The organism is Desulfoluna sp. CYM3A (assembly GCF_056829965.1).
This window is the reverse complement of the sequence record NZ_CP186556.1, coordinates 2434642-2456908: the sequence shown is the minus strand read 5'-3', so window position 1 is coordinate 2456908 and position 22267 is coordinate 2434642. Positions and strand designations below refer to the sequence as shown.

Sequence of the window (22267 nt, the reverse complement as noted above, 5' to 3'; positions counted from 1 at the left end):
CTGACCCTGCCGTTGCCTTCCCCGTCTGGCGGCCTGGCCTCCGGCAAAACGTGAGCACTTCCTACAACCTCCATACACCCCGATTATAGAGATCATGACCCAATCAACCGATATCCCGGATTTTGTTCATCTGCACGTACATTCCCAGTACAGCCTTCTGGACGGAGCCATCCGACTGGACCCATTGCTCGACCGCACCAAGGAGTTCGGCATGAGCTCCGTTGCCGTCACCGACCACGGCAGCATGTTTTCCGCCGTGGAGTTTTACGACAAGGCCAACAAAGCCGGGGTGAAACCGATCATCGGGTTTGAGGCGTACATGGCGCCCCGGGGGTTGAAGCGCAAGGAGGGGGCCGAAGACGGCACCGGCCTGTTTCACCTGGTGCTCCTGGCCGAGAACAACGCCGGGTACACCAACCTCTGCAAGCTGGCCTCCATTGCCCAGTTGCAGGGATTCTACTACAAGCCCCGTATCGACCGGGAGGTGCTGGCCCAGCACAGCGAGGGTGTCATCGCCCTGTCCGCCTGCCTGGCAGGGGAGATCCCCAAGCTGATCATGAAGGGAAAGCTCCAGGAGGCCGACGACCTGGCCCTTCATTACCAGAAACTCTTCGGGGAGCAGAATTTTTTCCTGGAGGTCCAGGAGAACGGCCTCACCGAGCAGTACCAGGTCAACGAGGTCCTCTTCGACATGGGCAAACGCCTGGGGATTCCCATGGTGGCCACCAACGACTGCCACTACCTCAACTACGAGGACCACAAGGCCCACGAAATTCTCCTGTGCATCCAGACCGGCACCACCATGGACGACCCCAGGCGGTTCAAGTTCGGCACGGATCAGCTCCACTTCAAGTCCCCCGCCGAGATGGCCCGGGCCTTCGGCGACACCCCGGAGGTGCTTGCTAACACCGTGGCCATTGCGGACCGCTGCAACATCGAGTTTGATTTCAACACCTACCATTTCCCCCAGTTCGACGCCACCAACGACCTCTCCACGGACGACCTGTTCCGGAAAACGGCCCGGGACGGTTTTGACCGGCGCATGAAGGCCATTCTGGAGCGAAACCCGGACACGGATGTGGCGGTGTATGAGGAGCGCCTCAAGTACGAGGTGGATACCATCATCACCATGGGTTTTCCGGGGTATTTCCTCATCGTGGCCGACTTTATCCAGTACGGAAAGGACAACGGGATTCCCGTGGGACCGGGCAGGGGCTCGGCCGCGGGCAGTATCGTGGCCTATGCCATGAACATTACCGACCTGGACCCCATTGAGCACGGGTTGATCTTCGAGCGATTCCTCAACCCTTCCCGAATCAGCATGCCGGATATCGACGTGGACTTCTGTATCCGTGGCCGGGAGAAGGTGTTCAACTATGTGGTTGGCCGTTACGGGGGCGGCGATTACGTGGCCCAGATCATCACCTTCGGGACCCTTAAGAGCAAGGCGGTGATCCGGGACGTGGGCCGAGCCCTCAATATTCCCCTGGGCGAGGTGGACCGCATCGCCAAGCTGGTGCCCGAAACCCTGGGGATCACCCTGGACAAGGCCCTCATCGAGGAGCCCGAGCTCAAGGAGCTTGTGGACTCCAGGCCCGATTACACCGAGCTGATGAACGTCTGCAAGGTCCTGGAAGGCCTCACCCGCCACGCCTCCACCCACGCAGCCGGCGTGGTGGTTTCGGACAAGCCCCTGGTGGAGTACCTGCCGCTGTTCAAGGGAAGAAACGACGAAACCATCACCCAGTTCGACATGAAGCGGGTGGAGCAGATCGGCCTCGTCAAGTTCGACTTCCTGGGCCTTCGAAACCTCACGGTCATCGACGACTGCCTGGGCATGATCGAAAAGCAGGGCATTGAGCGCCCCGACATGATCAACATCGATTTTGCGGACAAGGCCACCTTTGACCTGCTCTCCAGCGGCAACACCACGGGCGTTTTCCAGCTTGAAAGCTCGGGTATGAAGGACCTTCTCGTGCGGCTCAAGCCTGAAAAGTTCAGTGACATCACCGCCCTGGTGGCCCTGTATCGCCCTGGGCCCCTGGACTCCGGTATGGTGGATGCCTACGTCAACCGTAAGCACGGTCGCGAACCGGTGGAGTACCTGCTCCCCGGCCTTGACGGCATCCTGGAGGAGACCTACGGGGTTATCCTCTACCAGGAACAGGTCATGAAGATCGCCGGTGTCATTGCCAACTACACCATGGCCGACGCAGACGGCCTGCGAAAGGCCATGGGCAAGAAAATTGCCGCGGCCATGGCAGAGCACCGCACCCTGTTTATGAAGGGGGCCCTTGAAAACGGCCACCCGGAGGAGACGGCCGGTGAGCTCTTCGACCTCATGGAAAAGTTCGGCGGCTACGGCTTCAACAAATCCCACAGTGCCGCCTACGCCCTGGTGTGCTACCAGACCGCCTGGCTCAAGACCCACTTTCCCGTGGAGTTCATGGCCGGCCTTCTGACCAGTGAAATCGGTAACGCCGAGGGTATCGTCAAGTTCATTGCCGAGTGCAAGAACAACCACATTGAGGTGCTGCCACCGGACATCAACGAGAGCCAGGGCGTCTTCTCCGTTCTGGACGGAAAGATCCGTTTCGGCCTCACTGCGGTGAAAGGCGTGGGGGAAGGCCCCATTGAGGTAATTCTTGAAGAACGTGAGGCAAATGGTCAGTTTTCCACGATTTTTGAGTTTTGTGAGAGGGTGGATCTTCGCAAGGTGAACAAGCGGGTCCTGGAAGCGCTGATCAAGAGCGGTGCCCTGGACTCCACGGGCGCCACCCGAAGCCAGCTCACCGCGGCCATGGAAGACGCCCTGGACCACGGCGCCCGGGTTCAGAAAGAGAAAAAAGATCCCCAGCTCAGCCTCTTTGGCGACCCCTCCCAGGGCGGGGCACGCATCAACGTGCCGGTGCTGCCCGACATGCCGGAGTGGGAAGAGCGCCACCGCCTCACCCTGGAAAAGGAGGTGCTGGGCTTTTACATCTCCGGCCACCCCCTGCACCAGTACGAAGAGGTGATGAAGAGCTACGCCACCCTCACCGGCCTCAACAAGGAGAACGCGGTGGAGGGCTCTGCGGTCCGTTTCGGGGGCATGATCACCATGGTCAAGGTGATCCGCACCAAAAAAGGGGACCAGATGGCCTTTATCACCATAGAGGACCTCTACAGCGATATCGAGGTGGTGGTCTTTCCCTCCACCTTTACCGATGTCCGGGAGTTTTTGCACGCCGACTCCATTGTGATGGTGGAGGGCGTGGCCCAGGTGAAGGAGAACAACGTCACCATTGCGGCCGAGCGCCTGGTGCGCATGGACCAGGTGATCGGGCTCTGGACCGGGGGCATTGCCCTGCACCTGGACGCAGGGGAGATCCAGATGGAGCTGATCCCCCGCATTGACGCCGTGCTCAAGCGCTACCCCGGCCCCAGTACGGTGACCGTCCACCTGCTGCTTCGCGGCCACTCGGTGACCACCATCGAGCTTCCCGACTACGCCGGGGTGACGGTCTCTCCTCAGATTATCGATGACCTCAAGGCCCTGGTGGGTGACAAGAGGGTCCGCACCGTGGCCATGCCTCCCAAATTGAAAGAACGGAAAAAACCGGCCTGGATGAACCGGAAAAAGGCCAATGGAAACGGGAACGGATAGACATCGGCGCGGGTGCGCTGCAAAGAAAAAGTGATCGGGGATACAACGCAAACGGGTCCCGGGGCAAGATGCCCCGGGACCCGTTTTGGTTTCAGGCGAATTTGTGTTTTTTATCGCTTACCCGAGGCGCAGCCCCTGCCGATGTGGATCTCCGAGGCGTCGTCGCGGGTGATGTTTCGGGAGGTGCCGTACATACGCGTGTTCATGCGGATGTAATCGAGGGTGTCTTCGTAAAAGCTGAGCTCGTGGTTGTAGACCTTCACCTCGGTGACCGCCTTGTCCGGGTTCTGCTTGGCGCAGTGCTGGCCCTTGTAGCAGGGGACCAGCTCGATGAGGCCAAGGTATTCTCCCCCCTCGAAGAGCCGGTAGGTGCCGTAGCGTATGGGGCTCCCCGGCCTCAGCTCCCCGTTGGCCGGGACATTGCCGTAATAGGTCATGGCGTCGCTCTCCTCGGCGTCCACCGCCTTGGGGCTTTCCACCCGGGAGATGTAGAGCTCTTTTTCTTCGGTGGTGCTGTCCGTGATGTTTTCTTTCTCTTCGAGCTTCAGGGTCCTGAAATCGGTGCGGGTAAAGCCTGTATACCGGCAGAGGCGCTCCAGGCCCAGGGTGGTGTTGTCCGGGGACGCATAGCCCAGGATGGCGTCGTCCTTCAATGCCATGCCGTATTGCCCCTTGATGATGGGAAGCCTGTAGACCTGCTCCCGGCCGCTGGTGTTGTCGATGCCCTGGCTGAAGGCGTCGTTGTACTTTATCCGGTTGAAGAACCGGATGATCTCGCTGAAGTGGATGACGCCGCTTTCCCCGTCTCCCAGTTCAAGGAAGGCGTTGTCGTAGTAGCTCAGGAAGGTGAGGTTGAAGGGGTTGCCGCCGTCGTACTCGTCCACCTTGAGGTAGGCGTTGATGCTGTCGAGGTCCGAGGGGAAAAAGTAGGTCATGCGGATCTCCACCACCTCCAGGTTGGCGCTGATGAGCTGTTGCAGGCGCTTGAGCTCCTGGGTGAGGGCAAAGGGCTGCTTTTTCCCTTCGATGTCCATGAGGGGGATGGTGAACTCCCTGGTGATGATGTCCTCGTTGGTGGTCAGGGCGTGGCTCATGGCAAAATCCCCGGTGCGCATGTAGGCGTAGGCGAGAATCTGGTAAATCTTGGCCTCCAGGTCCCGGACCCGGGTCTGGCCGTGGTTGGACTTGTTGGCCGTGGTGTCCGCATAGCTGATGAACTCTTCGTAGAGGGCGTCGAGCTGACCCTCAAAATACTCAAGCTCCCGGATGTAACGCTGGATCATGGATTTGGAGACGGGTTTGCCGGTGCTGATGTCGGACCAGAACCTGGGGTAGTCGCGGTTGATAAACAGCTCGATCCCCTCAAGGAAGATCCGGCAGTCGTCATAGATGCTGGTGAGGTAGTTGGCCTTGAGCTCTTCCATGGTGGAAGACTCCGCGGCTCGCACGGCAGGGGCGTGGAGTCCGGTGGTCAGCAGGGCGCATGCAAGGCACAGGCATCCCATGAGGCGAGCGATGGGGTGTCGACCGGTGCGGGCTCGACGGGGCGTGGCGGGGTGGTTGGGGTGATCAAGGGTTCGTCGTGTCATGCTAACTCCTGTTCTGCTGTAATGTCGTCTCAATGATGCGATCGGCACGATACTCCCGGGGGGTCGAGGCATCGGGGCTCGTGGGGTATTTTTTCTGGTAGTAGAGGAAGAGCTTCAGGAACTGCTGGGATTCCGGCATGCCCCGGAAGGCCTCGACGTTCCCTCCCTGCCCGTTGAGGGAGAGCTTTTTGCACAGGGTCAAAAAGGCCTTTCGGGAGTGGTAGATGGCCCGTGCTTCGCTCCGGTCTTCGTGGGCACCGGCGTAATACTCCGCCAGGCACCGGTGAAACACCGAGGCATAGCGCCAGTAGGAGTTTGCCGACGAGGTGAGGGACTCTACCAGGGTGCCCTCCATGTCGGCATACCTGGCCGAGTTGTCCGTGAGGCCGGAGAGCCTTTTCTTCTCCAGGATATTGGCAACAAGGTAGGCCATGGTGAACCGTGCGGAGTCTCCGATGAATCGGTCCCCGTCATCGGGCCCGGGGATCCGCATGCCCATGAGGCCGTACTGGTAGAGGATGTCCTCCATGAGCCGGAGGTTGCCGGTCTCCACCCCCAGGAGAATCAGCTCGTTGTAGATGGTTTTGCGGAAGGTGATGTTGTATCGGACCTGCTGGGCTGCCCGGTCGTAGTACTGCTGGTAGAGGGTGAAGAGCTCTGCCTTGGAGGCGGGCAATGTGCCGTTGCGCAGCACGGCAAAGCCCCGCCTGGCCAGGTAGAGGCTCACCAGAAACCGGGTGTTGCCCGAGTCTTTGCTGGCCTCTTCCACGTACCGCTCGTACGGGGTTCCCCCACGGATGCCTGCGGTCTTGCTCAGTTCGCAGAGTCGGCTCAGCAGGGTACGGGTGCGGGTGTGGGTAAGGGGGTCGAGCTTCTGGTCGTACCGAAGGCTTCGACCCAGGAAGTGGTATCGCAGGTAGAGCTCGTACAACGAGAAGAGCTGTTCCGCCGACGGGACATACACCCGCTCCCTGCTTTTCCGGTGGTAGCGCTTCCAGAGGGTTTCCAGCCAGTGCCAGGTCTTGGCATCGCAGGTCAGGTTGATGGGCTCCGGTGAGTCCGACCCGATCCAGCCGCCTGCCATGCGTTCCTCTTCAATCATCATGGCCAGGAAGTGGACGTTCAGGTAAGACTCGGGATTTCCCCGGACCCTGAAGGTGACGTCGTCCGCCACCCGGTGGGACGTCATGGCCTTGTCGGACTCCTTTTTTTCGAGGAAGGGGGAGAGGTAGTGGCGGCTCAGCATAAGGTACTGACGCAGCTCGGTGTCGGTGACGGGGATGCTCTGGTCCGGGAGCCGTTTGGTGTCGCTGAAACCGTATTTGATCTTCTGGTAGTGGAGGTAGAGGAGAAAATATTCGTAGGCGATGTCGAAGCGGAGTCGCTGAAGCCGCTCTCCGTCCTTGGAGGCTTCAAACTCCTCGGTGAGGCCGTCGATGCGCTTGACCATGGTTTCGATGTCGTCCACCGGGAGAAAGGGACCCTCTTCGGGGGTGGCGGCCAGGGTGTTTACCAGGTCCATGTCCTTCCGGCTCAGGGCCGTGATGCCGGTATTGGCCGGGAGGGGGTGCCGGGGCACGGCGTGGAGCAGGCTGATGCTGCGGCCACGGGTCTTGAACTCTTCCATGAAATCAGCGCCTGCAGGGCAGCTCCACAGCAGCACCAGGAGGATCGTCGCCGCAAGGCGTGGTCGTCCCTTTGTCATCATAACAGATACCCTTCCGGATTCCTTGAATCCTGCATCCGGTTGTAAAGGTCCACGTCCTCCGGGGGCAGGAGAAGCAGGATCTTTTTGCCGAGTTGTTTTGCGATGGATTGATAGTACTCGTATTGCCGCTCGTAATCGTCCACCTCCGTGGCGTCGGCGGAGAGGGCCCCGGGCAGGGTGCCGGAGATGAAGCCTTCCCGCCTTGCCGCCTCGATGTAATAGGTGCGGGCCAGGTCAAAGCTCTGGGCCGCCACCTTCAGGGCCCGGGTGCGGAGCCGGGGGGTGGCCAGGTAGGTGTCGGCGATGATGCGGTAGATGTCGTAGCGGTTGTCTTCCCTGTGTGCCAGGGCCGAGCCAAGCCTGTACCGTTCGGAGCGGATCAGCTCCTCCATCTCCCGCTCGTGGAGGGTGATGAGGCTTACCTTGCCCTGGGCGGCCAGCTCCCGGAAAAGCAGGGTGTAGGCGTTCAGGAGGTTGACGTGGTTGACCCGCAGCTCCGGCGCCTTGACAAAGGCGGCGGTGAAGTCGTGGAGGCAGCTCCTGGAGGCGTTGGCAAGGGGGAGCCTGGCCTCGGAGAGGGCGTCACCGTAGACTTCTGCCTGGAGAAACTCAAAGGTGTAGTCGATCTCACCCCGGTACCGGTGGAAGGTGTGATTGATGCTGGTGGCTTTGTACTCCCCGCCGTAGATCTCTTCTCCGCCGAAGATCTTGACCAGATCGTTGAACACAATATCGATTCTGGACTTGGCCTCGTAGTAGAGGGGCTGGACCTGTGTGTCGAAGAGGGTCCGGCGCTCCCGGCTGCTGAGCTCCTCCCATCCGGCCACGTAGCCCTTCATGGCCGCCAGGGGCTCACGGCAGGCGTAGAGATTGTAGAAGATCCAGCCGGTGGGGCAGACATTGAGCTCGTCGAGGATTTTCTTGTAGGTGGTGCGGTCTTCCACCTTGATGCCCTGCTCGATCTGCTTGAGGAGCCAGCTCTTCATGGCCGAGAGCACCACCAGGTCCACCTCGCGGTTGTCCATTTTCAGCATGGCCAGGGTCTCGTTGAAGAGTTTTTCCACGCTGAACTGTTTGGTTCCCTTGTTGATAAAGAGCATGAGGGGCAGGACCGTGCGGTGGGAGACCGCCTGCTCGGTCCAGGTCTGGCGAAGGCTGTGGGCAATGACACGGCTGCTGATGGACAGGGGCAGGGTGCGCTTGAACCAGTCGTAGCTGCTCAGGGCGATGTGGGTCTCGATGTTGGTGAAGTAGGCCAGGGTGGCGTCGAGCCAGGCGCTCTCCTCCGGGGTGAAGATGCGCTCCCAGGGAGACTCCTTGGCTGCAAGGCCCCTTCTACGGAGGTTGTCGAGTTCCGTGCACACCTTCACCGTGGTCTCAAGGCCCCTGATCTGTTCCTGGGTGAAGGGAGGGGCGCCATCCGGGTCCTTGGAGAGGTATGCCACGGCACCGTTTATGGCCCGGACCAGGTCTTCCTGGGTGAGGTAGAGGTAATAGTAGAGGGATTTGTAGTAGGGCTCCTCTTTGACAAACAGGGCTCTGTTCGGGTGGTATCCGTTTTCGAAGTACCGGATGAAGCGGGGGCCTTCATCGGCCCGGTTCAGCACGCAGGTCTCAAGGTAGATGGCGTTGTATCCGGTGAGGTTGAGCTTGTCGTCGAAGTAAATATTGGAGAAGGGCTTCTCCCTGAGGCCGCTGTACCGGCTCAGCCGGGCTGACGCCTGGCGCGCGACGGCGATGTCCAGGTGGCCGTCTGCCTGGATCCCCAGGTGGCTCTCCAGGGTCTCCAGAAGAGACGTTCGTTCCTTGGGGGACAGGTCGTCTTTCATGTAAAGGCGACCCACCGACGCGATCCAGAGCATCTGCCCGTTGTCGTTGGAGACCGAAATCTTGGGGCTGGTCGCGGGGGGCGGCTCCTCTTCCATCTCCATGCCCATCTGGCTCTCTGTCATGATGGAGACGGCGGCAAGGGACGGCGGAAAGATCAGCAGGGCGCAGGCAAGCGCCCACAGAAAGGCGACTGTCCGTGCATGGCATAGCCCCGGACGGGGCGGCGGTGTGGTGCGGCATTCAGACATCATGGGTTACATCGTCCTCCGTGGCAGCGACCGCTCAAGGGCGGACACCACCTCAAACGTGGCGTCGTTGGGTTCAAAGCTGAGAAGGGCCGTGGGTGGGGCTCCGTTTCGGATGACCACCGTGCAGGTGTACCCCCTTATGCGGAAGGTGTACGGGCTCTTCTCCGGACTCATGTGGCGGGCTTTCGGGATCTTCTTCCTTGAGGCTCGTGACACGCAGCGAGTGATCAAGGGTGCTCCCCCGGATGGTGACCAGGGCGTGGATATCCGGCGCTTCGACTGCGGAGGGCGTCGGGACCGGCCCTGTGGGCAGGCTTTCCGGAAGCGCGGTCAGGGACGGGCGCCGGGGGCGCGACTCTCCCTGGGTCGGCGTGGTACCTGCGGAGGCGGACGCCAGGGGCAAGGCTGCCGGGCCCTGTGTCGGCGCAGGAGAAAGCCCCTTGAGGGCTGTACCCTGGCGTGGCCCCGGGGCCTCCATGGATGTCGGCGGGGCTGCGCTGTGGGCCGACGGGGCGGACAGCTGGCTCAGGACGGGCGCAGGGCCGGAGCGTCTGGGTGTTCCCCCAAGGGCCGGGGATGGTGTTTTGGATCGGCCCATGGGCATTGCGGCAGGTTCATCTGAGAGGGCCAGGGGCGTGAACCGCTTTTGAGGGAGCGCCTCCGGGATCGCTGCAGGGGCCTCGTGAGCCGGTTTCGTGATGACCGGGGACAGGGCTGCCTTGGGCTCTGGAACGGCTTTGTGGGGACGTTGCGGCGCGGGGTCCCGAAGGGGCTGCCGGGGGGCCCGGGCAGAGAGGGGCAGGGGCTGCGGCTGCGCAGTGGAGAGTACAGGGGCTGCTTTTCGCTTCAATTCTCTGGTCACCGGTTGCATTGACCGTGGTGACGGGGTGTGTGGGGCCGGGAGAGCAGGGGCCGGTTTCATCCGAGCTGGGGGCCGCGCCTCGGTCAGGGGCCGGGGTGCAGGTTCCGGGATGGCAAGGGCTTTGGGGGGAGGGGCCAGGGGCATCTTGGGTGGCGGTACCAGCAGGCGGGGTTTTGCCTTTGCGGGTGGGGGCGGCTCCTTGGGGAGGGCCACAGGAGGCTCCAGGATGCGTTTGAGCTCTTTTTTTCTTGGCTCGGCACGTTTTTTTGCCGCGTCTTTCACCACCTTGATGAAGCTGATCTTTTTTTCCACCGTGGGTTCGGGCAGGGGCTCTGTGCGTGGGATGACGATGATGGTTCGGGAACGGGTCAGGGAGAGGGGCTCGTTGAAGAGGAGCTTGTGCACGGCAAAACAGGTCAGGGAGAGCAGCAGGAGCATCAGCGAGGGGCTCACGAGCCATTCGCGGCGAGCACCACGGGCGACGGTCCCCGGCATGGTGATGCGGGCGGAGCCGTAACCGTAATATTGCATGGGAATGGTGCGCATGACGAATTCCGTCCCCTCTTTTCCTGATCTTTGTTTTTCTGATCTTTTTTTTCGGTCCGGGCTCTATGGCATCCCGGAGATTTTTCGGACAGTGACGCGTTTGCCGTGGTCGTCGTAGATTTTTTCGATGAGGGACATGGCCATCAAGGTGTCCTTGCTCAGGGAAAACTGGTCCGGAACCAGCATGGGGCGGTTCTTCCCTTCACGGAGCATCTGGGTCAGGCGATCGCTCAGGTCCTGGGCGTTCAACGTGTGTTCATCGGCGTGGAGCACGCCGTCCACCACCGTCACCAGTTGAAACGGCGTGGTTTCGGGGATGGTGGGCTTGAGGACACGGATCTGGTACGACACCCGGGGCTGGTCCAGGCTGGAAATGGTTTGGGCATCCACCACCTTGGGGATGGTCATCTCGCCGATGTGAACGGGGTTCCTGCCGATGGTGGAGGCCTGGGTAAAGGCGATGAGGAGCAGAAAGGCCAGGTCGGCAAAGGAGAAGAGCCAGATTTTTGAATCGTCGTATCTCATGGTGCTCGCCGGATGTTATGGGGTGGTGGCCGCGTCTGCGGACAGAGGGGCGTCTTCCGTTGCCGGGGCTGTCATTTCACAAATGGATTGATGGTACCCAAGGGCCCGTTCAATGCGGGAGGTGGCCAGGTTGATGAGGCTTTTTTTGAACACCTCGAGGATCACGAAGCAGGTGAGGGCGATGAGGGTGGTGAAGAGGGCCACTCCGAGTCCGGTGGTGTTGAGGTCGCTGTTGGGATCTCCCTTGGCCAGGAAGATCATGATCATCCCGAAAATGGTGCCGATGAACCCCATGGGGGGGAGCAGGTTGGTGATCATGGTGATTTTGTTGATGTAGCGGGTGTGGTAGGTGTTTTCCATCATCTGGTGGGTGGCGTCGATGAGGAACGAGACCGGGTAGGCCGTGGCCTTATGCTCGTCGTGGGCGGAGCGGAGGGTCTTGACGGCGGCGGTCATCAGGGGGTCGTCGAGGGTTGCGGGGTCCGCCGCCAGGGCCATGAGCTCGTTCTCCTTGATCAGGCGGGCATGGCGATAGGCCAGGACAATCAGCCACAGGGCGTTGAGGAACAGCAGGGTACTGCCGATGTACACCACCCCCTGAACAAGGTCGCTGATGAGGTTGGGGTAGAGTTTGAAGATGTGAACGATAAATTCCATACGGCCTCGGGGTGTGGGTTGTCGGTGGTGCGTAAGCTGCGCTGCGCGTGCCGTGATGCCCTCTTGCGAAGGTGTTGCCGTGTTGTCGGTGTGAAATGTATGTTCTCTGTGTAATCATTGTAAACTCAGGTAAGCAAATTAGGTGATAAGGCCTGTATTGTCAATACTATTTTGGGTTCGAGCCTGCTGTAGCGGGCCTCTCGGCCCGGGTGGCCCCGTAGCGGTAACATGGAGGCGGAGTCAAAATGGCATCTTGCGTCCGTGGGGCGCAAGTGGCATATCAACACAAGGCTTACTTTAACGATGAATTATTGACGGTATCGGAGACCAACGCGCATGGACGCTGGATTGAATCTGTTTACGGGGAATCGCCTGGAAATCCTTGCCATGGGGCTCTCCAAGATCCTGGAAGCCCCCACGGGCAACCCCCTGAAAGAGGACGTGGTGGTGCTTCAGAGCCAGGGCATGGCCCGATGGCTCTCCCTGGCCCTTGCCCGCAACAACGGGATCTGCGCCAATGTGTTCTGGCGGTTTCCCAACGCCTTTCTCCAGGATATGTTTGCCCTGGCCGTGCCGGGCCTTGCGGACACCAGGCGGTTTGACGCCAAGAGCGCGGCCTGGAAGATCATGGGGAACCTCTCTGCGTGGACGGCGCAGCCCGCCTTTGCCCAGGTGGCCCATTTTCTTGGCGGGGACGGCGATGCCCTGAAGCGGTATCAGATCTCCGAACTCCTGGCCGACACCCTGGACCAGTACCTGACCTACCGGCCGGACATGATCAAGGAGTGGGAAAAGGGGGAAGGGGATGATTTCCAGGCGATCCTCTATCGGAGGCTCCTTGAGGACCACTGGATTTTCGCCACCGGGTTCACCTGATGGAAGACTCTGAGGCCTCAGTGAATCTGCTGAAAAAAAAGGTGAAAAAACTCCTGAAAGGGTGTGCGTGTTTGGCATCTCCTCCCTGCCGGAATTTCACATGGAACTCTTCACCGCCCTGTCGGAGGTGTGCCAGGTCAACCTCTTTCTGCTCAACCCCTGCCCCCAGTACTGGGGAGACATCCTCTCCGACTCGGAGCAGCGGCGTCTCAAGGAGAAACAGGGCCTCGACCAGGGGGAGGACGAAACCCTTCTCATGGAGGGGGGCAACCCGCTCCTGGCGTCCATGGGGGGACAGGGACGTGAGTTTTTCGACATGATGGCCGAACGCGGCCTGGAGGAGTTTCCCCTCTTTGTGGAACCCGAAGGGGAGACCCTGCTGGGGGCTGTGCAGTCCGATATCTATCATCTTCAGGATCGCTCCCGGGGTGATGGGGAGCCCTTTGTGCTGGACCCGTCCGACACCTCCCTGAGCATCCACAGCTGTCACAGCCCCCTGCGGGAGGTGGAGGTGCTGCGGGACGCCATTTTGGCCATGATGGATGAGGACCCGGAGCTGAAACCCTCGGACATCCTTGTGATGGCCCCGGACATCAACACCTATGCCCCCGTCATCGAGGCGGTGTTCAGCAGGCGTGTGGAAGGGGGCATCCGTATTCCCTTTTCCATTGCCGACCAGGCCAACGGCAGCGGGGACCGGGCCGTGGAGGCCCTTCTCCTTCTCCTGGACCTTGCCGGGTTCCGGTTTGAGGCAGGGGGTGTTCTGGAGCTTCTGGAGCAGATCGCAGGATCTCGAAGCGCTTTTGCCGTGGACGAAGGGGACCTGGAGCGGGTGGGCAGCTGGATCCGGGAGACCTCGGTCCGCTGGGGCGTGGACGGCTCCCAGCGCGGGGCCGAAGGCTTTTCCCCCTTTGACGGCAACAGCTGGAAGGCTGGCTTTGACCGGCTCTTCACAGGGTATGCCGTGGGGGACGAAGAGGCGGACCTCTATGACGGGATCCTTCCGGCCGGTCCGGTGGAGGGGGAACACGGGGTGCTCCTGGGGCGCCTGAACTGGTTCCTGTCCAGCCTGACAGCCTATGTCAAGGGCCTGGAAACATCCCGGACCGCCCGGGAGTGGGTCGATTTTTTCGAGTGGGTCCTGGGGACCTTTCTCACCGATGACGAGGGGGCCGGAGAAGGGCTCCAGGGGATCCGGGACTGCCTGAACCGCATGGGCGATGCCGCGGAGGAGGCGGAAAACGGAGAACCCGTGGAGTATCCCGTGGTGCGCTTTATCCTCAAGACCGCCCTGGCCGCACCGGACCCGGTATCCGGCTTTATCACCAGCGGTGTCACCTTCTGCGCCATGCTCCCTATGCGGAGCATCCCGTTTCGGGTCATTGCCATCCTGGGCATGGGCCACGGCACCTTTCCGCGCCAGCACAAGGCCCCGGGCTTTGATCTCATCGCCGCCTCCCCGCGCAGGGGGGATCGATCCCGGCGGAAGGACGATCGCTACCTCTTTCTGGAGATCCTCCTTTCGGTGCGCGAGACCCTCTGGGTGAGCTACACCGGCCAGAGCATCCGGGACAACAGCACCCTTCAGCCCTCGGTGCTGCTCTCCGAGCTTCTGGACTACGTGGACGGCATGACCGGCGGGGCGGCCTCGGAGCAGGTTGTGGTGGCCCATCCCCTGCACCCCTTTTCCGGCAGCTGTTTCCAGCCCGGTGATTCCCGGCTGTTTACCTTTGATGCGGCCAGTCGCCGTGTGGCAGGCCGCATGGCCCAGGTACCGGTGCCGCCCCCTCCCTTTGCGCGTCTTGCCGATCCGGACAGCGCCCCTGTTCTGCCCCCGGGGCTCTCCCTTGAGGCCCTGGAGGCATTTCTTGCCCACCCCTGCCGGTATCTCCTTCGGGAGGGGCTCGGCATGGAACTGGGGGGAGGGGAGGAGGCCCCGGAGAGCTGCGAACCCTTTACCCTCACCGGCCTGGATCGGTATCGGGCCGGGACCTTTCTGTTTGAACGGGCCCTGAAGGGGGACGCTTTAGAAAAAGCCCAGGGCGTGGTCTCCGGCATGGGGATCCTTCCCAGGGGGGAAGTGGGGGCCCACCTGCTTCGGGAACTGACCCATGAGGCGGGGGCCGTGGCCGAGGCCGTGGCATCTCTGGTGGATGGAAACGAACCCTGTGTGGAGCGACGGTGGGCTGAAGTTTCCGGTGTCGCTCTGTCGGGCGAGGTGGGGCCCTTTTTTGGGGAGACCCTGGTGGCGGGGCGCTTCGGCAAGGTCCGCAGCAGGGACCTGATCTCCGCCTGGGTGCGACTCCTCATGGCCGCCGAGTCCGGCATGGCCGTGTCCCGTGCCGTTGTGGTGGGGTTGGATCGCAAAACCGGAGGGGCAGAGATCGCCTCCATGGTGGTGCCCCCCAATCCGAGGGCGTGTCTGGAAGACCTTGTCCGGCTCTTTGCCGCAGGGGAGGGGGCGCTCTTGCCCCTGTTCCCCCTTGCCTCCGAAACCTACGCCCGGGAGCTGGCTAAGACCCGGGATGAGGCCAAGGCCATGGCAAAGGCACGTTCCGCGTTTTACGGAAATGCCTTCTCCGTGATGGCAGACCTCAACGATCCTTGGATACGGACGGCGGTGCGGGGACGGGATCCCCTTGCAGAGCCCGCCTTTGCGCGATGTGCTGAACTTCTTTTCCGCCCCATGCTGGAGGCAACCGAACAATGACACATACCCTGGCAACCCTGGACCTTGCAGCCACACCCCTTTCCGGTCGGAACCTCATCGAGGCAAGCGCCGGAACCGGAAAAACCTACACCATCGCCGCCCTGTACCTGCGTCTCGTGGTGGAAGAGAAGATCTCCGTGGACCGCATCCTGGTGGTGACCTTCACCGAAGCCGCCACCCAGGAGCTGGCCGAGCGGATCCGGGGACGGCTGCGCGAGGCCCTCTCTTTCCTGGAAGGGGCGCCCCATGAGGATCCCTTTTACGCTACCCTGTTTTCCGAAAAGGAGGGCCGGGACGAGGCGGCCGGTCGCCTGAGGGCCGCCCTGCGCAACTTTGACGAGGCAGCCATTTTTACCATTCACGGGTTCTGCAGGCGCCTTCTGTCGGACCACGCCTTTGAGACCGGCTCCCCCCTGGACATGGAACTGGTCACCGACCTGAACCATTTGAAACAGCGGGCGGTGGAGGACTACTACAGGCGTATGGTGGAGGGGGCCTCTGCCCTGTACGCGGCGTGGATCAAGGATCGAAAGATCCTGCCCGAAGGACTCCTGGCGTTTCTCTCCTTCAGTACCCCCTTGTCCCGCATCACCTTTCTGCCCGATTCTGAGCCGTTGCCCGTGGCCGATGTCGAAATGCGGTTTGCCGAGCTTCAGCAACGGGCCGCCCTGGTGTGGGAGGAAGAGCAGGAGAGTGCCCTGGCCATCCTGGCCACAGACCCGGCCCTGAACCGGAACAAGTACCGCAAAGGGGTGGACAAAAAGGCGGGGGCTGCGGCCCGTGCCCTTTTTTCCGGCAGTATTCCCTTTGGCGACACAAAGGACCTGGAGAAGCTCTCCCGGGCCACCCTGCAGGCTGCCGCCAAAAAGGGAAAAGCCGTCACTGAGAACCCCCTGTTTTGTCGGTGATGGAGCCCCTGCTGGAAGCCCTGGACGAACTCAAGGCACTCTATGAGGGGAACCTTGTTGCCCACTGCATTGCCCTTGCGCGGTACGTGGACGAGACCATGGACCGGGAAAAGGAGCGGGCCGGGATCATGGGCTTTGACGACCTCCTCTCCCGGGTGGCCGGGGCCCTTGGGGCAGATGGGGGGGAGCGCCTTGCCCGGAGCGTGGGGCAAAACTACGACGCGGCCCTCATCGACGAATTTCAGGACACGGACCCCGAGCAGTACGAGATCTTTGATCAGCTCTTTAAAGAGACCACCCTGTTCATGATCGGCGACCCCAAGCAGGCCATCTACGGGTTCCGGGGGGCCGATATCTTTGCCTATCTGAGGGCAGCCGGAGAAGCGGAAAAAGGGTACACCCTGGATGTGAACTACCGCAGCACCCGGGGCATGGTGCGGGCGGTCAATACCTTCTTCTCCCGGGGTACCTCCCCCTTTCTCTTTGAGCAGATCCACTTTTCTCCGGTGAAAAGCGCAGGGGACGAGGATGAAGAGACCCTGACCATAGACGGATCACCGGTGAGTGCCATGGTGGTCCAGCGGTTCGAGGCAGGGGAGAAACCCCTCTCCAAGGAGGCGGCCCAGAACCTGTGCATCGACCTGTGCGGCTCTGAGATGGTCTCCCTGCTCAGCCTTGGGCGCCAGGGCAGGGCCCGCATCGGTGAGGCCCCCCTCTCCGAAAAGCATGTGGCGGTGATCGTGCGCACCAACGACCAGGCCCGGGCCGTGAAAAATCACCTGACCTCCCTGGGAATCCATGCCGTTCTCTACAGCTCCGGCAACATCTTTGACAGCGAAGAGGCCGAAGAGACCGCCCTGTTCCTTGCCGCCTGTCTCCGGCCCTGGCGTCTCTCCCTCATCAAGGCGGCCCTTGGGACCACCCTCATGGGCCTGGATGCCGACACCCTGGCCGCCCTGGACGAATCCCCCCGGGACCTGGAGCGCTGGAGCGTTCGTTTTGCGGAGTGGCATGCCCTCTGGAAGGAGGACGGGTTCATGGCCATGATCCGGGGCTTCATCAAGGCAGAGGAACCCTATGAGCGCCTTGTGGGCATCACCGAGGGCGAGCGCCGTGTCACCAACATGCAGCACCTCATGGAGCTGTTGCACCGGGAGTCCGTTTCAAGGCGCCTCTCACCGGAGGGTCTCTTGAGGTGGGGGCTGTCCCATGCACTGCCGGCCTCGCCAAGACTGGAGGAGCATCGCTACCACCTGGAGAGCGACCGCACGGCCGTGCAGATCGTCACCATCCACAAGAGCAAGGGCCTGGAGTACGGCGTGGTGTTTTTGCCCTTTCCTTTCATGGGGTACCGGGAGCCCAAGGGCGGGGCGCTCTATCACGGGGAGGAAGGGCGCCTGGTGTACGACGCGGGTTCCGAAGAGCTGGAAGAGCACATGGCCCTGGCCGCCGGGGAATCCCTGGCCGAAGAGCTTCGCCTGCTTTACGTGGCCCTCACCCGGGCAAGGCACCACATGGTGATCCCCTGGGGGCGGGTGAAGGGCATGGAACGCAGCGCCATGGCCCGGCTGCTTCACGCCCCGGAGAGCGCAAGCGCCCCGGAGGCAGCCTCCCTTATCAGCGCCCTGGGCGAACACGAGCTGGCCACCCATCTCCACGAGGTGGCTGCCGCGTCCCAAGGGGCCGTGGATGTCCGACTCTGTGAGCCGGAAGAGGAGGTGCAGACCCTGTCCTTCAAGGAAGACAGCACCGAGCTGGCACCGGCGCGCCGCTTTGAAGGGACCCCGCCGGAACCCCGGGTGGTCACCAGCTTTTCCGGGCTTGCCTCTTCGGGCAGAGAGAGCGGCGAGGCCGATCACGACGCCAGGGCCCACGCAAAACCCGACGACGAGATTCCCCCTGAAGGCATCTTTGCCTTTCCCAAAGGGGCCACGCCGGGCACCTTCATGCCGTTACCCCTCTATTCGAGCCATCCCCTTTGACGCGGACGATGAGGCCAGGAACGCGGCCTGTACCGATCTGCTTACCCGGCACGGGTACGACCCGGAGGACTGGGAAGAGCCTGTCTCCACCATGGTGGCCCAGGTGCTGTCAACACCCCTTGAGTCCTTTGGTACCCCGTTTGTCCTGAGGGAGGTGCCGGCCGGTTCACGTCTCCACGAGATGGAGTTCACCTTTCCCCTGAAACGTGTCAGCGCAGAGGCCTTGAACGAGGTGCTGAACCGCTGGGGTTACGGCTCCTTTGACGACGGGGAGCTCATCATGGAGGGGCTTCGTTTTTCCCCGGTGCAGGGGTACCTCAAAGGGTTTGTGGATTTGATCTTTCAGGTGGGGGAAGGCTTCGGCATCATCGACTGGAAGTCCAACCATCTGGGAAACAGCCCGGAACGCTACGGAAAAGAGGCCCTGGCAAAGGCCATGGGGGAGCATCACTACGGCCTTCAGTATCTTCTCTATACCGTGGCCCTCAACCGCCACCTCGCCCTGAAGCTGGGCGAGGCCTACGATTACGATACCCACATGGCCGGGTCCTGGTACCTGTTTCTACGCGGGGTAGACGGAACCGGCAACGGGGTCTTTTTTGATCGGCCCGAAGAAGGGTGCATCCGGGAACTCGATGAGCTGCTCATTGAATGCCAGGCCTGAGAAACAAGCCTCCGGCGCCTCCTTATGACGACGGGCGCTTGAAATCCGGAAGGCGGGTGAATTGGGTCTGTTCAAGGGCCAGCTCGGCCTGGAAGCGGTCGTTGTCGATGGAGAAGGCCAGGCGCCGGTTTTCGTGGTAGTCCGCGTCGATGGTGAGGGTGATGGCGCTGGTGAGAGCCAGGACCTTGGGCTGACCCCGAAGGATGGAGAGGCCGAATTCGGTTTCGACGAGGCGGGTGAAGTCACCCACCACCTGGTTGAAGATCTCACCGATGCTGTCCGTCACCTCGTTGGAGGTGAAGTCCTTGACGAGATCTCCTTCGGGAATGCCCATGGAGGTCATGTAGCTTCGGTAGAGCTTGACGGCGGTGCGGTCGTTGAAATTAAAGACAATAAGTCCGTTGAAGTCACCGCTGAGCTGGACAAAGCAGCTGATGTCGGGCCGCATGATGAGCTTGGGGATGGTCTGGAGGGTTCCTGCGCATGCAATGGATTTGCGAGTGCTGATCTCCAGCACATGGGACACCGCTTCGGAGAGGACGGCGGCGATGATGTCGATGGACGATGATTCTTCAAGCTTCATGATTATGCCTGTCGTACTGATGGGTTAAGAATGTTTACCGGCCTGTTCGGCCAGGCGGCCGCATGCCGTGGCGCAGTTTACCACAACGGGGAAGAGATGATCCAATGAATTTAAAGCAGGAGTCCATGGGACAGGTGGAAGAAGAACCGGGCGGGGTCTCGGGCTGGGAGTCATGGACGGAGCAGGGCTTTTCCCTGACGGATGTGAGTTTTGCGTCGTTTCTGGCGAAAAAACACGGGCAGGATCAGGCCGTTTTCCTGGCTGCGGCCCTGGTGAGCCGGGAGTGCCGTCACGGGCATGTCTGTGTGGATTTGAACTGGTTTGCAGGGGTTGACGTTGCCGGGTGCACCTGGGAGAAGGACGGCGCGGCCTGGGGAGCCCATCTCCGTGCCCTGGGCGCAGCCGGTGGGGAGGATGATGAGACCCTTCTCGTTCTGGACGGGCGGGATCGGCTCTACCTGCGACGGTATCACCGGTTCCAGCAGGCCGTGGCCCGGTATATGGCCATGGAAACCCGGCTGGATGAGCCCGGGCGTGAGGAGATCGCCGCCCTTACAGAGGGACTGGATTGCTATTTTCCGGGGCCTTCCGACGGCGAGCCCGACCGGCAGAAGCTGGCGGCGGCCGTGGCCCTGGTGACACGGTTCTGCGTGATCTCCGGCGGACCGGGAACAGGAAAGACCACCACCGTCACCAAGATCCTGGCCCTGCTCGTGGAGCAGCACCGGAGGCGATTCAGCGGCGCCCCGGTCATTGCCCTGGCAGCGCCCACGGGCAAAGCCGCCGCCCGTCTCATGGAATCCGTGGCAGGGGCTGTGGACCGGCTTGGGTTGAGTGACGCGGTCAAAGCTGCCCTTCCCAGGGAAGCGGCCACCATCCACAGGCTCCTGGGCAGCCTGGGGCGCGGCAGTCGGGAGCTTTTTCGCAGCGGGGAGACCCTGCCATGCGATATCCTGGTGGTGGACGAGGCTTCCATGGTGGACCTGCCCCTCATAGGGCGGCTCGTTCGCTCACTGGCCCCCTCCACCCGGTTGATCCTCATGGGGGACCGGGACCAGCTGGCGTCTGTGGAGGCAGGTTCGGTCATGGGGGATCTTTGCTACGGAAAAAAGGGAGACACGGTCTCCGAAGCCCAGGGCAAGGTTCTCACCGAACTCACGGGCCGTCGCCTCTCCACCGGGCATAAGCCTCCCCTTGATGCCGGTGGCCCACCCTTGGCCAACTTACAGCTTGGGGCCTGCCCGGCGTACCGGCCAGGCCGCGGGCGCAGCCAACCGGGGGGATGCAAAGGCTCTGGCGGGTATCACCGCCCAGGGGTTTTGCCTGTGCGGCCCCTCCATGGGGAAGGGCGTCGAAGAGTGGCTGGAGGCCGAGGTGCGACGCCACCTGGCCGGGTACGGGCGGCTCAGCGACCCAAGGGAGATGCTGGCAGCCCTGGACCGCTTTCGCATCCTCTGTGCCGTGCGCAAGGGCCTTTCCGGGGTCGGGCGTATCAACCGCCTGGTGGAGCGCTGCCTGGGGTTGGGCGGGGGTGAACTCTGGTACCCGGGCCGTCCGGTGATGGTGACGGAAAACGATTACACCCTGGGGCTTTTTAACGGAGACACCGGGATCACGGTGCGCAGGAACGGAGAGCTGGCCGTGGCCTTTCCGGACGAAAGCGGGGGCATGCGGTATATCCACAGCGCCCGGCTGCCCAGGGTGGAGACGGTGTTTGCCATGACGGTTCACAAGAGCCAGGGCTCGGAGTTCACCCATGTTGTGCTGGTGCTTCCGGAGAGTGATGCTCCGGTGCTGACCCGGGAGCTGGTTTACACGGGCATCACCCGGGCCCGGGAAGAGGTGGCTTTGTGGAGCGCGCCCGAGATTCTTGATAAAGCACTGGGCAGGCGAACCCAGCGGGCCTCGGGGCTCCGGGAGCTGCTCTGGAAAAAGGGGGGATGATGAAAGGGACAGGGTTGTTCCGATTTTCCGTCGATCGCGGTGGGACCTTTACCGATGTGTACGCTGAGGTTCCGGGGGAGCCGGGGTTTCGCGTGATCAAGCTCCTTTCGGAGGACCCTGCCAATTACCCGGACGCCCCCAGGGAGGGTATCCGGCGCATCCTGGAGGAGGTAACGGGCGCCCCGGTTTCGCCTGAGGCTGTTCCCACGGAGGCCATCGAGTGGATCCGCATGGGAACCACCGTGGCCACCAACGCCCTGCTGGAGCGCAAAGGGGCCCCCACGGCCCTTGTGGTGACCCGGGGCTTTCGGGATGTCCTGCAGATCGGAAATCAGGATCGCCCGCGTATTTTTGACCTGGAGATCCGCAAACCCGACCTGCTCTACACCGAGGTGGTGGAGGCTGACGAGCGCCTCCGGTTCTTCTCGGACCATGACAAGGGCTCCCCAACGGGTCCCGAAGGACCGGTGGTGACGGCCCGCACCGGGGATCGCCTGGTGGTCCGAACCCCTTTGGATGAGGCCGATATCCGGGCAAAGCTGTCGGCGGTGCGCAGCCGGGGCATCGACTCGCTGGCCGTGGTCCTGCTCCACGCCTACGCCTGGCCCGACCACGAAGAGAGGATTGGGGCCATTGCCCGGGAGCTGGGCTTTTCCCAGGTCTCCCTCTCTTCGTCTGTGATGCCCCGCATCAAGCTGGTGCCCCGGGGCGACACCACCCTGGTGGATGCCTATCTGACGCCGCATATCCGCTACTATCTCCATGGGTTCAAAAAGGGGTTTAAAGGGACGCTTAAAGGCGAAACCTGCCTCTTCATGCAGTCCGACGGGGGGCTCACCTCCGCCGACAGCTTCACCGGCAGCAGGGCCATCCTCTCGGGTCCGGCGGGCGGGGTGGTGGGATACGCCATGACCACCGGCAGGGAAGAGGAGAACCAGCCGGTTCTGGACTTGAAGTGGGAGCACCTGGGCGTCTCCCGTAGGCAGTGA

At 62.0% G+C, this 22267-nt stretch carries 15 protein-coding genes and 1 pseudogene; 9 read left to right on the top strand and 7 right to left on the bottom strand.

Going from position 1 to position 22267, the window contains the following annotated elements; all coding sequences use genetic code 11:
- Positions 1–94: 94 nt before the first annotated feature.
- The gene (dnaE, locus tag ACOYW1_RS12565; protein WP_482423058.1) at positions 95–3646 is read left to right on the top strand and encodes a DNA polymerase III subunit alpha; all 3552 of its coding nucleotides are present in this window, start codon (positions 95–97) and stop codon (positions 3644–3646) included.
- Between the two features lie 110 nt (positions 3647–3756).
- On the opposite strand, the gene ACOYW1_RS12560 is transcribed toward dnaE, so the two are convergent.
- The 6 genes from ACOYW1_RS12560 to ACOYW1_RS12535 all read right to left on the bottom strand — a co-directional run bounded on the left by ACOYW1_RS12560 (position 3757) and on the right by ACOYW1_RS12535 (position 11611).
- Positions 3757–5235, bottom strand: a complete 1479-nt coding sequence (locus ACOYW1_RS12560) for a hypothetical protein (protein WP_482423057.1) — start codon at positions 5233–5235, stop codon at positions 3757–3759.
- Between the two features lies 1 nt (position 5236).
- On the bottom strand, positions 5237–6943 hold the full coding sequence (locus ACOYW1_RS12555) for a hypothetical protein (RefSeq protein WP_482423056.1): 1707 nt from the start codon (positions 6941–6943) through the stop codon (positions 5237–5239).
- Positions 6940–9024, bottom strand: coding sequence for a hypothetical protein (locus ACOYW1_RS12550; protein ID WP_482423055.1), 2085 nt, complete (start codon positions 9022–9024; stop codon positions 6940–6942). Before ACOYW1_RS12550 ends, ACOYW1_RS12555 begins: the two co-directional genes overlap by 4 nt.
- Positions 9025–9094: 70 nt before the next feature.
- Positions 9095–10429 carry a hypothetical protein gene (locus tag ACOYW1_RS12545; protein ID WP_482423054.1) on the bottom strand — a complete coding sequence of 445 codons (1335 nt, stop codon included), beginning with the start codon at positions 10427–10429 and terminating at the stop codon, positions 9095–9097.
- Positions 10430–10492: 63 nt separating this feature from the next.
- Positions 10493–10954, bottom strand: coding sequence for a hypothetical protein (locus tag ACOYW1_RS12540; protein WP_482416199.1), 462 nt, complete (start codon positions 10952–10954; stop codon positions 10493–10495).
- 15 nt (positions 10955–10969) lie between these two features.
- A complete protein-coding gene (locus ACOYW1_RS12535) occupies positions 10970–11611 on the bottom strand; it encodes a MotA/TolQ/ExbB proton channel family protein (protein WP_482423053.1) in 642 nt (213 codons plus the stop codon).
- Positions 11612–11947: 336 nt separating this feature from the next.
- Between ACOYW1_RS12535 and ACOYW1_RS12530 the strand changes: the two genes are divergently transcribed.
- From ACOYW1_RS12530 to ACOYW1_RS12510, 5 genes and pseudogenes are all read left to right on the top strand, one after another.
- Positions 11948–12487, top strand: a complete 540-nt coding sequence (locus ACOYW1_RS12530) for an exodeoxyribonuclease V subunit gamma (RefSeq protein ID WP_482423052.1) — start codon at positions 11948–11950, stop codon at positions 12485–12487.
- Between the two features lie 37 nt (positions 12488–12524).
- A pseudogene (gene recC / locus ACOYW1_RS12525) lies at positions 12525–15197 on the top strand (exodeoxyribonuclease V subunit gamma); the annotation flags it as partial.
- Positions 15194–16105 (top strand): UvrD-helicase domain-containing protein, encoded by a 912-nt coding sequence (locus ACOYW1_RS12520; protein ID WP_482423051.1) that lies wholly within the window; start codon positions 15194–15196, stop codon positions 16103–16105. The pseudogene recC and the gene ACOYW1_RS12520, both read left to right, overlap by 4 nt.
- A complete protein-coding gene (locus ACOYW1_RS12515; RefSeq protein WP_482423712.1) occupies positions 16105–18087 on the top strand; it encodes a UvrD-helicase domain-containing protein in 1983 nt (660 codons plus the stop codon). The genes ACOYW1_RS12520 and ACOYW1_RS12515 overlap by 1 nt, the downstream gene beginning before the upstream one ends.
- Positions 18017–18751 carry a PD-(D/E)XK nuclease family protein gene (locus tag ACOYW1_RS12510; RefSeq protein WP_482423050.1) on the top strand — a complete coding sequence of 245 codons (735 nt, stop codon included), beginning with the start codon at positions 18017–18019 and terminating at the stop codon, positions 18749–18751. Before ACOYW1_RS12515 ends, ACOYW1_RS12510 begins: the two co-directional genes overlap by 71 nt.
- Before the next feature lie 22 nt (positions 18752–18773).
- On the opposite strand, the gene ACOYW1_RS12505 is transcribed toward ACOYW1_RS12510, so the two are convergent.
- Complete coding sequence (locus tag ACOYW1_RS12505; RefSeq protein WP_482416203.1) at positions 18774–19334, bottom strand: DUF3334 family protein; 561 nt, start codon at positions 19332–19334, stop codon at positions 18774–18776.
- Between the two features lie 104 nt (positions 19335–19438).
- Here ACOYW1_RS12505 and ACOYW1_RS12500 point away from each other — a divergent pair, with 104 nt between their 5' ends.
- From ACOYW1_RS12500 to ACOYW1_RS12490, 3 genes are read left to right on the top strand one after another with little or no spacing between them, the layout of a single operon-like run.
- Complete coding sequence (locus ACOYW1_RS12500) at positions 19439–20869, top strand: AAA family ATPase (protein ID WP_482423049.1); 1431 nt, start codon at positions 19439–19441, stop codon at positions 20867–20869.
- Entirely contained in the window at positions 20856–21278 is a 423-nt protein-coding gene (locus ACOYW1_RS12495; protein ID WP_482423048.1) for an ATP-binding domain-containing protein, read from the top strand. The genes ACOYW1_RS12500 and ACOYW1_RS12495 overlap by 14 nt, the downstream gene beginning before the upstream one ends.
- Entirely contained in the window at positions 21275–22267 is a 993-nt protein-coding gene (locus tag ACOYW1_RS12490) for a hydantoinase/oxoprolinase N-terminal domain-containing protein (protein WP_482423047.1), read from the top strand. The genes ACOYW1_RS12495 and ACOYW1_RS12490 overlap by 4 nt, the downstream gene beginning before the upstream one ends.